The 12743-nt window shown below is 48.6% G+C and carries 10 protein-coding genes and 1 pseudogene; all 11 read right to left on the reverse strand.

Features of this window, described 5'->3' with window-relative positions; all coding sequences use genetic code 11:
* Window positions 1–76: 76 nt before the first annotated feature.
* The 11 genes and pseudogenes from ACO0K1_RS01070 to cobO all read right to left on the reverse strand — a co-directional run bounded on the left by ACO0K1_RS01070 (window position 77) and on the right by cobO (window position 12701).
* The gene (locus tag ACO0K1_RS01070) at window positions 77–1528 is read right to left on the reverse strand and encodes an efflux transporter outer membrane subunit (protein WP_423021970.1); all 1452 of its coding nucleotides are present in this window, start codon (window positions 1526–1528) and stop codon (window positions 77–79) included.
* Window positions 1525–2781, reverse strand: coding sequence for an efflux RND transporter periplasmic adaptor subunit (locus ACO0K1_RS01075; RefSeq protein ID WP_423021971.1), 1257 nt, complete (start codon window positions 2779–2781; stop codon window positions 1525–1527). The genes ACO0K1_RS01070 and ACO0K1_RS01075 overlap by 4 nt, the downstream gene beginning before the upstream one ends.
* 1 nt (window position 2782) lies before the next feature.
* Complete coding sequence (locus tag ACO0K1_RS01080) at window positions 2783–6019, reverse strand: efflux RND transporter permease subunit (protein ID WP_423021972.1); 3237 nt, start codon at window positions 6017–6019, stop codon at window positions 2783–2785.
* Window positions 6020–6339: 320 nt separating this feature from the next.
* The gene (locus ACO0K1_RS01085; RefSeq protein ID WP_423021973.1) at window positions 6340–6483 is read right to left on the reverse strand and encodes a hypothetical protein; all 144 of its coding nucleotides are present in this window, start codon (window positions 6481–6483) and stop codon (window positions 6340–6342) included.
* Window positions 6467–7276, reverse strand: a complete 810-nt coding sequence (locus tag ACO0K1_RS01090; protein ID WP_423021974.1) for an ABC transporter substrate-binding protein — start codon at window positions 7274–7276, stop codon at window positions 6467–6469. The genes ACO0K1_RS01085 and ACO0K1_RS01090 overlap by 17 nt, the downstream gene beginning before the upstream one ends.
* Window positions 7276–8184 (reverse strand): cobalamin-binding protein, encoded by a 909-nt coding sequence (locus ACO0K1_RS01095; RefSeq protein ID WP_423021975.1) that lies wholly within the window; start codon window positions 8182–8184, stop codon window positions 7276–7278. Before ACO0K1_RS01095 ends, ACO0K1_RS01090 begins: the two co-directional genes overlap by 1 nt.
* Window positions 8177–9202, reverse strand: coding sequence for a threonine-phosphate decarboxylase CobD (cobD, locus tag ACO0K1_RS01100; protein ID WP_423022070.1), 1026 nt, complete (start codon window positions 9200–9202; stop codon window positions 8177–8179). The genes ACO0K1_RS01095 and cobD overlap by 8 nt, the downstream gene beginning before the upstream one ends.
* Before the next feature lies 1 nt (window position 9203).
* The gene (cbiB, locus tag ACO0K1_RS01105; RefSeq protein ID WP_423021976.1) at window positions 9204–10160 is read right to left on the reverse strand and encodes an adenosylcobinamide-phosphate synthase CbiB; all 957 of its coding nucleotides are present in this window, start codon (window positions 10158–10160) and stop codon (window positions 9204–9206) included.
* Window positions 10154–10732, reverse strand: a complete 579-nt coding sequence (gene cobU, locus ACO0K1_RS01110) for a bifunctional adenosylcobinamide kinase/adenosylcobinamide-phosphate guanylyltransferase (protein WP_423021977.1) — start codon at window positions 10730–10732, stop codon at window positions 10154–10156. The genes cbiB and cobU overlap by 7 nt, the downstream gene beginning before the upstream one ends.
* A gap of 2 nt (window positions 10733–10734) precedes the next feature.
* A pseudogene (locus tag ACO0K1_RS01115) lies at window positions 10735–12060 on the reverse strand (cobyrinate a,c-diamide synthase).
* Window positions 12054–12701: a cob(I)yrinic acid a,c-diamide adenosyltransferase gene (gene cobO, locus ACO0K1_RS01120; protein ID WP_423022071.1), complete on the reverse strand. Its 648-nt coding sequence runs from the start codon at window positions 12699–12701 to the stop codon at window positions 12054–12056. The pseudogene ACO0K1_RS01115 and the gene cobO overlap by 7 nt, the downstream one beginning before the upstream one ends.
* Window positions 12702–12743 lie beyond the last annotated feature (42 nt).

The following is a 12743-nucleotide window of genomic DNA, read 5'->3' on the forward strand; positions in this document are numbered from 1 at the left end:
CAAAATTCTAAAAAATAGGGGGAGTATATGATTTCAACGTATTACAGAACTCGTTAAAAAAACGGCGACGGTATCTTTACTCAGTCTTCTTTGCGACACCGTCAATGTCATGTGCTTGCTGCCAGCCACCACCACTCGCCTTCACCAGATAAACGGCGGTCAACATCTCCTGCCCTTGAATTTGCACCAATTGACGCTGATCAGCCAACAAAGTTTGTTGTGCCGTAATGACATCGAGGTAGGTCGCTAAACCACCTGTGTATCGCGCATTGGCTAAGTCGAGGACGCGTTGTGCACTGTTCACGCTCGCTTGCGCCTGATGCCGGGCACGTGCCAACAGAACTGCACCTTGCATGCCGTCTTCCATTTCTTGCATCGCGACCAACACGCTGTGGCGATAATTTGCGACCGTGGCGGTATACGCGGCTTTCGCATAATTGACGTTTGCGTCGATCTTTCCGCCATCAAACAAGGTCTGTGCTGCCGATGCGCCGAGCGACCATAAAATACTCGGTGCACTGATCAAATTACGCCATTCATTGCTATTCCAACCGCCATTCGCTTGTAACATCAAGGACGGGTAATACGCTGCCCTTGCCACGCCAACATTTGCATTTGCGACGGCAACTGCGCGCTCGGCAGAAGCAACATCGGGACGGCGTTGTAACATCGCCGATGGCAAAGCGACCGGGATATTTGGTGGAGTGAAGCTCACCACTTTACGTGCCAATGCAAATTCAGGGGCGGGTTTTCCTGTCAAGGTAGCGAGCGCATGCTCAAACTGCATGCGCTGCTTTTGTAGCAATTCTAGTTGCGTTTGATTCGCATCCAACAAGGCTTGTTGCTGCGCGACGTCGAGACCAGAAGCTGCACCGAGATCATGGCGATCAGTGATGAACTGTAGCGCCTTCCCCTGTAAAGTAATCGCTTCGCGCACAACCTCAATTTCTGCATCAAGTTCACGCAAATTAAAATAATCTGCGACTAATTCAGCCATAAGCACCAAGCGGACATTTTCAACATCAGCGCTTGCCGCTTCCTCAGCGGCGCGGGCACTTTCAACGGTTTTGCGCACACGTCCAAACAAATCTGCTTCGTAACTCACCGCAAAGCCCAGCTGCTCGCTATTTTGGACTGTCGATTGATTAATAGCGTTGTACGCTGCTAATGGTCGGTCAGCAGAAATTTTCAAACGAGAACTACCGAGTTGAGCACTTAATTGCGGAAACAATCCTGCATTAGCAACACCAGCTTGCGCTTTGGCTTGTTCGAAATGGGCGGTTGCTACCTGTAAACTTGGGTTATTAGCCAGAAGACTTGTGGCTAACAGATTGAGTTCTGCATCCTGAAACATCTCCCACCAATTGCCCTTCAATTCATTGTCACCTGGTTGTGCAACAAGGAACGGCGCCTCAGTTTTCCAATGCGCGGGCAGCGCAATATCCGGCTTCTTATAATCGGGTCCAGTCGCACAGCCACCCAACAAAACCAGTGCGCTAAGGGCGAAACTGCGTTTTGTTAGTGTCATGCGGCCGCCTTCTTCTGTTCTTCAGGTTGAGACGGCACCACGATCACAACATCCTTATCGGCCAAGGAATCGGCTGGATTCAGCACCAGTTTATCGCTGACGGTAATACCATCAAGAATTTCCAGTTTATTGCCAAGGTCATGGCCTATCGTGACGGTACGTAATTGCACTTGACCATTCGCATTTACAACAGCCACGCGGGTTCCTTCCGGGCGGAATAAAATCACATTCGATGGCACGGTCAATAGCTCAGTGCTACCGCTAACCGGCAAGGCAACTTCGACATAAGCACCCGCTAATAAGGTATTGTCTTTGTTCTGCAAATTGATTTCTAGCTGCATAGTGCGGGTTGCTACATCGATTGCGCCTGCTGTGCGTGCGACGGTACCATGAAAGATTTGCCCCGGTAATTCTTTTTGGGAAATGCTCACCGTATCGCCGGCTTTCATGCGTTGCGCATAGGCTTGCGGCACATACACATAGACCCGCAAAGTATCAACCTGTGCCAAGCTAAATAAGGCTTTGGCAGCGCCGCCATTGCCAGCATCGATCAAATCACCCACCTCAACGTTACGATGCGTAACGACACCAGAAAACGGCGCGACAATGCGTTTAAACTCGGTTTGCTTTTGCAAACGAACCACGTTAGCGTCCGCTGCTGCCAGATTAGCTTTGGCCTGGGAAAAAGCACTGTTACGCTCATTTAATTCTTGTTGAGTGACAGCGTCTTTTTTGCGTAAAGCTTCCCAACGTTCTGCGGATGTTTTTGCTAAATCCAGACTTGATGCGGCCTGTTCCCTCGCAGCAATCGCCTGCGCAAGTTGCTGATCTATGTCGGGCGTGTCGATTTCTGCCAGCACATCGCCTTTTGCCACGCGAGCACCGATGTCTTTATGCCAGCGTACGACATAGCCACTACTACGCGCATAAATCGGCGCCTCTATCATGCCTTGCAAGGTGCCAGGCAGCGTCAGTGATCCCGTTCCCGTGGCTGGCTTAGCAGTGACGACTGTCACATATAATTTGCCATGTTCCTCAACTGCTTGCGTCAACGCATGGGCATGACTTGCGCGTAATGCAAACGTCGCAACCCCGCCCAATCCCAGGCAAATCAAGACCCCGAGACTAATTAAGCGGGCACGTTGCAAAATCGGGCCGCGGTGAGGGTGTGTCTTATGGGGATGCAAAGCATCATCTTCATGCTTACCGTGAATCCCCAAATCGGCATGACGTTTTTCAGATTGTTCAGACATGTTAAGACTTCCCTTCTTCTGCAACTGTTGCGGTAGCATCGCCGGCGTTATTGACCTTGACGCCGCGCTGATTATTTTTTTCCTGACGATGTAACAAATGACGATGGATCGCAGCGAAAACGATAGGAACAAAGAACAACGTCGATACCGTCGCAAAGAGCAAACCACCAATCACGGCGCGCCCCAGCGGTGCATTTTGTTCCGCCCCCTCACCAAAACCAATAGCCATCGGAATCATACCGATAATCATTGCTAATGCCGTCATCAATACCGGACGGATCCGCGTCGCCCCTGCCTCGAGTGCAGCGGACAATGGTGGCAAGCCCTCATTCATACATTGGCGGGCAAAGGACACCATCAAAATACTATTGGCCGTAGCCACACCCATGGTCATAATTGCGCCAGTCAATGCCGGAACGGTTAAGGTGGTACCCGTTAAAAATAGCATCCAGACGATGCCCGCTAATGCAGCAGGTAACGCGGTAATAATAATGAATGGGTCAACCCAGGACTGAAAATTCACGACAATGAGCAAGTACACCAAGACAATTGCCATCGCCAGACCGATACCCAGACCAATGAATGAGGATTTCATCGTTTCGACCTGACCACGGATAGTAATCGTGGTGCCGCGCGGTAATTCTGCACGTAATTGATTGACCAGTTTTTCAGTTTCCCCTGCAACACCGGCCAGATCACGACCTTCGACACTGACATACAAATCGATGACTGGTTTGATGTTGTAGTGAGAAACGACGGCAAATTGTTCGGCTGGTTTCACATCGACCAGATTGCTCAGCATTTGTATCGGCATACTACCGTTTGCATTTGGAACTGCATTTGCTGCTTTTACTGGTGTACGCAATAAAGTATCAAGATCACTGATTTGATATTGCGGTGTTTGCACTGCTACGCTGTAGACCACGCCGTTGGCAGGGTTGAGCCAAAATGCCGGGGCCGTCTGAAAACTACCCGACAACGACACCAATAGATTCTGCGCAACATCAACTGGATTCAAGCCCAATTGTTTCATTTGGCTACGATCCATATTCAAGGCCAAGGTCGGCAAGTTGTTTTTTTGGTGGATATGCACATCCACCGAACCCGGTATCGTTTTGACCTGTTTCATCAATTTGCTCGCAATTTGATAATTGCCTCGCAAATCTGCACCAGCAATTTGTATATCCAACGCAGCGGGCAAACCAAAATTCAAAATTTGCGTAACGATATCGGCAGGCTGAAAGAAAAATTCGACGCCCGGAAAATGTTTAGGCAACTCGTTACGTAATTGCTCAATATATTTAGCGGTTGGATGGTGATCTGCAGAAAGGGACATCAATATCTCGGCATCCATCGTGCCTATCGTTCCGGCATTGCTATACGAGAGGTTGATACCGCTATATGGCAAACCAATATTATCAAGCACCGTCTCCAATTCTTTGGCTGGCACGATGGTGCGAATCACTTTTTCAACTTCATCCGCAATTCTGGCTGTTTCTTCCAGACGAGTACCCGTTGGCGCACGCATGTGTAAGCGAATCTGACCGGAATCAACGCTAGGAAAAAAGTCTCTTCCCAACGTAAAGACGAGCCCGCACGACAAGATGCAAAATGCCAGAAACGCACCGCCAAACGTTTTGCGGTGGGTTAGCAAGGTCGATAAAATAATGATATATCCGCCGCGAAATTTTTCAAAACCAGCATCAAAGCGCCGATACACGCGCTGCAGCAGTGTTGGTTTTGCGTTCGGATCGATATGCGCGTGATCCATCATCAGCATCACCATGGTTGGCACCAGTGTCCGCGACAAGACGTAAGACGCCAGCATCGCAAATACAACGGCCTCCGCCAATGGAACGAACAAAAACTTGGCGACACCTGCGAGGAAGAACATCGGCACGAACACGATGCAGATACATAAGGTCGACACCAACGCCGGAATCGCAATTTCACCCGCACCGTCAAGAATTGCTTTATGTAAGTCCACACCTTGATGTAAATGACGTTCAATATTCTCAATAGTCACCGTTGCATCATCCACCAGAATACCGACCGCCAGTGCCAACCCGCCGAGCGTCATGATATTGATGGTCTCGCCCATTGCATATAGTGCGAGAATCGATGACAAAATCGATAAAGGAATCGATACAGCAATAATCAAGGTACTACGCCAATTCCCCAAAAACAACAGGATCATAGCGGCAGTTAAACAAGCGGCGATCAATGCTTCATGAATAACGCCGCTAATAGCAGCCTTAACAAAAACTGACTGATCAAATAATGTGGTGATCTTTAAATCTTTAGGCAAACTTTGCGCCGCAACGGGCAAAATGCCTTTGAGTGTATTGACGATGTCGAGCGTTGAGGAACCACCGTTTTTCAACACCGATAACAACGCACCGCGTTGACCGTTTTGCCTGACAATATTGATCTGCGGGCTAAAACCATCACGGACTCTGGCGACTTCGGACAAATACGTGGTGCTACCATTTTTTGCCAATACGGGAATATTATTGAGACCCTCGATCGAATTCGGTGAGCCATTCATCGCGACGTTGTACTCGGTTGAACCGATTTTTGCGGTACCAGAAGGTAAGGCAAGATTCTGTGCATTGACCGCATTGACAACGTCGGTCGGTGTTAATCCTTTGGCCAATAAAGCCTGATTATCTAAATCCACCGATACCACCCGCATTTTGCCGCCGTATGGGTAAGGAATCGCTGCACCCGGAACGGTAATCAATTGTGGTCGTAAGAAGTTAATCGCTGTGTCACCCAAGGCTTGCTCTGTCATCGTCGGACTCGACAAACCTAGTTGAATGACCGGAATACTGGAAGCAGAATATTTAATAATCAACGGTGGCGTAATCCCGGGCGGCAACTGACGCAACTGCGCCTGTTCGACCGCCACGACTTGCGCAATCGCCATTTGAATATTGACGTTAGGCTGAAAGAAAATCTTAATAATCGAAATGCCAGCCAATGATTGCGACTCAACATGCTCAATATCATTGACTGTGGTGGTCAGACTGCGTTCATTGGTGGCGGCAATTCTTTGCCCCATTTCCTGCGCCGAAAGACCGCCATAGTTCCAGATAATACTAACGACGGGAATATTAATGTCTGGCAGGATGTCGGTCGCCATTTTGGTCAAAACCAACGGCGTAGACAATAAAATGAGCAGTGCCATCACGATAAACGTGTACGGGCGCCGAAGTGCAATCTGAACAATCCACATGTTTTAACCTGGAAACGGAATTTGGACAGCGTGTCGGTTCTGGGTTATCTGTTCATATCGTCGACAACATCCAAACGAATATTGCAAAATATAAATATAAATATAAATATCAATATCGATATCAATAAAGTAAACACAATAACAACAAAACCGTTACAGCTGTAGACTTGACTGACCTCATATACCCTTATGTACCCTTATGTACCCTTATGTACCCTTATGTACCCTTATGTACCCTTATGTACCCTTATCTAGCGTACATAAACAAAATATCCTGAAGGTAACGATGCCAGTGCTTCGGGATTGTAACGGAAAAATTGTCATTTAATTGTATCGTTAATAATCAACAACGATGTCCACAACATATTGTTTTCAACAGCAGTGAATGCAGAGACGGCAACATCGACGGTGGCTGCAACGACAGTATCAACGTGAACAAGTTTGACATCACCTCGCGGAAACAAGATTCTGCTGCTGCCATGACGAAATAATATGTCGCATTTGTTGCAATCCATGCTCAATTGCTGCGGGTCCGGGTGACAAAATATCTGCCGATTTGATTTCAACCACAAACCCATTGGACACAGCGGGTATTTGTGCCCAGCCGTCGCGTACGGCAACACTTTTTGGACGAAACTTTTTACCACACCAGGAACCAATAATGATGTCTGGTGCGCGCCTGACCACTTCCATAGGATCCGCAATTATTCTTTGCTTTGCGCTATGGAATTGCGCCAGATCGGCAAAAATATCGTCCCCACCAGCGATGGCAATCAGTTCAGATACCCAGCCAATACCGGACATCAAAGGCTCATTCCATTCTTCAAAATAAACTCTGGGACGTACTTGCCCTGCTTTGGATTGCCCTTGGATGCTTGCAATGAGCGTCTGCAAACGTGCAAGCAAATCATTTGCTTCGGATTGCCTCTCAATCAACAGCCCTAGCGTTTGAATCATACGGAAGATTCCGCCAACATCACGTTGATTAAACGCATGGACTTCAACACCGGCACTGATTAGTTCCCGACATAGATCAGCCTGCATATTCGAGTACGCCAATACCAGATCCGGCTTTACTGCTAAAACACGTTCGACTTTACCCGATGAAAACGCGCTGATTTTTGGTTTCTCTTCACGGGCTCTGGCAGGTCGCACAGTGTAACCTGATATACCAACCACCAAATCTTCAGCGCCCAGCGCATACATTACTTCGACCGCCTCGGTCGACAAACAAGCAATTCGCTGATAATGACTCATTACAAGCCCTTGTTATTATCCGTTGTACGATGTTGACGTGCCTGTTCTAAGACGGCACAAATTGCTTTGGCTCCATCCAAAATACGTGGGCCAGGGCGGTTCAGCAAATCACCATCGATTGCCACCAAATTATGATTTTTATTTGCCAGCAAGCTGGAAAATCGTCGCCACTGATCAATATCGTTCTTACTATCGCCCATTGCGGTCGTACCGATAATTAACTCGGGATTTTCGTTTAAAACTGCCTCCACGGTCACAACTGGTGCCGATGGGGTAAGTTGCGCGAAGATATTTTCACCGCCGCAGAGACGAATTGCATCAGTCACAATATGTTTGTCATTGAGGGTGTATAACGGTCGGCCCCATACCTGATAAAAGGTTCTGACTTTCGATTTATTCTGATATTGCAGATTCAATTGCTTGAATTGCTGATTGAAATTATTTGCTGCGGCTTGTGCAATTCCTTCCGTGCCCATCATCTGACCAAGTTTGATCAGTGTTTCCGGAATTTGCTGAAGCTTTTGCGGGTCACTAAAGTAAAGCGGGATACCCGATTTCCGTAAAACTTCTAATTGTTGATTGAAAGCCCCGTGCATCCAAACCACCAATAAGTCAGGTTTGAGCGCGATCACACGTTCGAGATCAATCTGACGCAAATCGCCAATTCTGGGAATGTTTTTTGCTGCCTCAGGATAATCACTATACGTCACCGTGCCGATCACTTTACTGCCGCCACCTGCAGCAAAAATCAACTCAGTGACGTGTGGTGCCAGGCTGATCACTCGTTGGGCAGGATGATTTAAGGTCACCGTACTTCCCATATCATCCGTCACTGTGATGGCCGCAGCACAATAAGCACTTGATGTCATCAAGATTGACGACAAAAGAATCTGCAAAATTTTAGCCATGGTGCTGTACCCACTCGGTCAAACTATTTTCTAATAATTGCCACCCCGCTTCAGTTCCTGGCAAACCAAAACGTACGCCATGAGGTCGATATTTTGCCTCTGCAAACCAGCGCGACCAAACGCCGCGTTCCGCCATAAAAGCCCAAAAAATCTCGGTCTTCCCGAATAAATCCCGGTGACTACACCATTGAAAAAGATCAGTACCAGAAGAATTCACTCCATGATTTTTCAATAAATCTCGTAGACGCTGGCCATGGCTTTGTAAATGATGCCGGGTATCGGATTGCCACGTTTGATCAGTTAAAGCGGCAATGGCGATTTGCTGCGCAGGACCGCTCACACTCCATGGCCCCACTAATGCCGCCAACGGCCGCAATAACTCTGTCTGCGCAGCGACAAAGCCCAAGCGTATACCTGCCAAGCCAAAAAATTTACCAACAGAACGTAAAACGATCAACCCCGGCTGTTGTGTCTGCGCACCGACACTTAACATCGGCAATGTATCGCCAAAGGCTTCATCGACAATTAACCATCCACCACGATGCGCGAGGCGTTCACGCCAGTTTAATAAGCGTTCAGGGGTAACGACTTCACCCGTAGGATTATTCGGATTACACAAAATAACGACATCCGCTTCATCAACCGCGGCATCTAATGCGTGATAAAAACATTCGACCACATCATGCCCTCCTCGCCGCCACTGATGCGCATGTTCAGCATAAGAAGGGGCAGATACGACGACACGAGACCGACCTGCTATCGTTTGATGCAAGATTGGCAGGGTCTGAATCGCCGCTTGCGTACCAGCAACGGCTAACAATTGAGGGGCTCCGTAGTAGGCTTGGGCAGCAACGATTAATTCGTCAGAATATTCTGGCAAACGATGCCAGGCATTCGCATTCAATATTGGTGCAGGATAAAAATGTGGATTAATGCCTGTCGATAAATCCAGCCATTGTTCCAATGGGCGATTAAAATTTTTGACTGCATCGCGCAAATTGCCACCGTGCTCCAGCAAACTAGTGTGCATACCACGCCCCATTGAACAAAATAGCCCATAAGAAAATGATACCGGCCCATAAAATGGCGACATGTAGCACTAATCGCCATGCGGCTTGTATATCAGCAGCTTTTGCAGGTTGGCCCAGTCCCAGTGGAGGTCGCATTTCATCTTTCCCATCGTAACGGGCACTTCCCCCCAATGCCAGACCTAATGCGCCTGCGCCTGCTGACATGACGGGACCAGCATTCGGACTCGGCCACACGGGCGCCTGAACACGCCAACATTGGAAAGCGAGTCTCGTTTGTCCTAGTAAGGCGTAGCTCAACGCCGTCAATCGCGCCGGAATCCAATTGAGCACATCGTCCACTCGCGCCGCTACACAACCAAACCGTAAGAAGCGTTGGTTGCGATAACCCCACATCGCATCCAGCGTATTAGAAGCGCGGTACAAGACGGCGCCAGCACCGCCGAGCAAAACGAACCAAAAAAGGGTGCCAAACACCGCGTCACAGCCATTTTCTAACACGGACTCCACACTGGCTTTGGCCAGATATTCTTCGTCAGCATGCGCTGTATCGCGACTGACAATATATGACGTTAAACGACGTGCGGTGTCGATATCGCCTTTTTCTAGGGCATCCTGTATCGGCAAATTATGGTCACGTAGACTACGTAAGCCAACACAAAAATACAAGAGCACCACGTGTAAAACGGGCGCAATCCAAAGGCTCACTCTTGCGGCGAGCATTAACAAGGCTTGCGTCGCAAAAACCAGAGGCAATACGGTCACACACCAGGCCAACGCTCCCATCCATCGGCTTGACTCTGGATGATTCAGATGATGCTCAATGAAACTAGCCATTCGCCCAAAGCCAACCAATGGATGCCAATGACGCACTTCCCCGATCAACATATCCAGCGCCAATCCCATCAAGACGCAGCAAGCTAACGCCTGACTGTCCAACATCAGCATGACTGTCCCTTCAGATACAGCGGCAAGCCTGCAGCAACCCAAACGACGTGCTCACAGATAGCAGCGGTCGCCTGATTGAGGCGCCCAGCTTCATCAACAAACCAGCGTGAAATCGCGCCCATCGGCACAATTCCCATACCGACTTCATTTGAGACCAGAATCACTTTTCCTTGAGCGTGCGTCAACGCATCGAGCAACGCTAGTCTTTGTTGCGTAAACATGGCGGGTGGCGTAATCGGCCCCACCTCCGGAAATACAGTGGCATCAGCGAATATACAATTTGACAGCCATACGGTCAGGCAATCAATCAGCAAGACAGTCTCTGGACGGCTATATTTCACTATCGCATCACCAAGTGCAAATTTTTCTTCTATCGTCAACCAATGCTTTGGGCGCTGGCTTTGATGATGTGCAATTCTCTCTTGCATTTCCGGATCAGTACTGACACTGGCAGTCGCAATATAAATCACCTCTTTGTATTGCGTTCCCTCGACGCTCCATTGCTGCGCGATGCGCTCGGAAAATCCACTTTTACCTGAACGGGCACCACCAAAAACCAGCATACGTTTCATGATTACTCCGACAAAAATAAACCGGCGGTCGCCGTGGGATCAGACGGGAAATAAGCGTGAAAATAGGAAGCGCAAACATTCCCGATTTGATAAATTGCTTCACCAACAGTGCCGTCACGTTGCTTACTGGTATGCGTGACTGGCTGTAAATCTGTGTCAAATCGGGAATAGTGAAATGTATGTCCACGCAAATTCATTACGTGATTTTTACGCAATGGTTTGTCATTTAAAACCTGCCCACCAAGTGCCGCCAGCCGTTTTTGCATGACCACTTTGCCAGGCAACAAACCTGCCATCGGCCAAGTAATTCCAACCTGATCCGTCACTGCGTCGGTGATCGCCATCATGCCGCCACACTCAGCCTAGATAGGCACGCCTTTAACACAGGCAGTACGGATCGATGATATCCATTGATCTGCTTGTGCCAGTTCTTGTGCATGTAATTCAGGATAACCACCGGGTAAATAAATTGCATCTGCGCAGTCGGGAACGGCTTGGTTCGCAATGGGCGAAAAAAACATCAGGTCTGCCCCCAGGTCACGCAGACATTGCAGATTCGCAGGATACAAAAAAGCAAATGCAGCGTCGCGTGCAATCGCAATGGTCTTGCCTTTTAGCGGCATAAACAATGCGGTTGTTTTAGCACCGACGGTCGCATCAATTTCAAATTGTGTCTCAGGCAGAGCGTCCCAGACCTGCATGTCAAGCGTCAGATTTTCTGCCATCTGATCCAGAATGACGTCGAGGTGCTGAATCTCTTCAGGCAGCACGAGTCCCAAATGCCGCTCTGGTAACGCTGATTCCTGACGCGTGAGGCTACCCAGCAATGGGATATCGCGCATTGCCTCTGCCACCATCTGCGCATGCACGGCAGACGCAACACGGTTCGCGATCACACCTGCGAGGTGAACTGGTCCAAAATCACGTAATCCCAGCGCCAATGCGCCGACGGTTTGCGCCATCGCTGATGCATCCAACACGGCTAATACCGGCACGCCAAATGCACGTGCCAGATCGGCGGATGACGGATTACCATCGTACAAACCCATCACCCCTTCAATTAAAATGACATCCGCTTGCTGCGCGGCCTGCGCCAGCATATGTTGTGATGCTGTCTGCCCAACCATCCAAAGATCCAATGAATACACCGGATAACCATAAGCGTGTTCCAACATCATTGGATCGATAAAATCGGGGCCGGTTTTGAAAATGCGGACAGTTTTACCTTGCTGAACTAATTTCCGTGCCAGCGCTGCTGTCGTCGTAGTTTTACCCTGCCCCGAAGCGATGGCGGAAATCAAAACAACTTTGGCCGTCGCTGCTACCATTCAACACCTGCCTGAGCAACAATGCCATCTTTAAAGGCATGTTTTATGACTTGCATCTCGGTCACCGTATCGGCGATTGCGATTAATTCTGGTAATGCGCCCCGCCCTGTTATAACCACATGTTGCATTTCCGGACGGGCATCCAAATCGGCAATCACGGTATGAATGTCCAGATAGTGATATTTGAGGGCAATATTGAGTTCATCGAACACGACGAGACCAATGTCAGGATCATTTAAAAATTTCTTACCTTGCTCCCAGGCGAGTGTCGCTTTTTCTATGTCACGTTCACGGTTTTGGGTTTCCCATGTATAGCCTTCACCCATCGCATGAAATTGCACTTCATCGGGAAAACGTCGCAAGAAAATTTCTTCACCTGTCGACATCGCCCCTTTAATGAATTGCACCACACCGACTTTCATGCCGTGCCCCAATGCCCGCATGACCATACCAAAAGCACTAGAACTTTTCCCTTTACCATTTCCAGTATGTATCAACAACACGCCGGTGGCGCGTTGAGCCTGCTCTATTTTTTCATCCATTAACGCTTTTTTGCGTTGCATACGACGTTGATGACGCGTATTGATGTTGTCAGTATTCTTTTCTGCGTTTGCATCAGTGTGTACGTTGACATCTGCCATCAAATTATTGGTTGCTGTATTCAAGATACTCATCGTAAGCCT

The organism is Undibacterium sp. SXout20W, assembly GCF_049340285.1.
GTDB lineage: Bacteria > Pseudomonadota > Gammaproteobacteria > Burkholderiales > Burkholderiaceae_D > Undibacterium.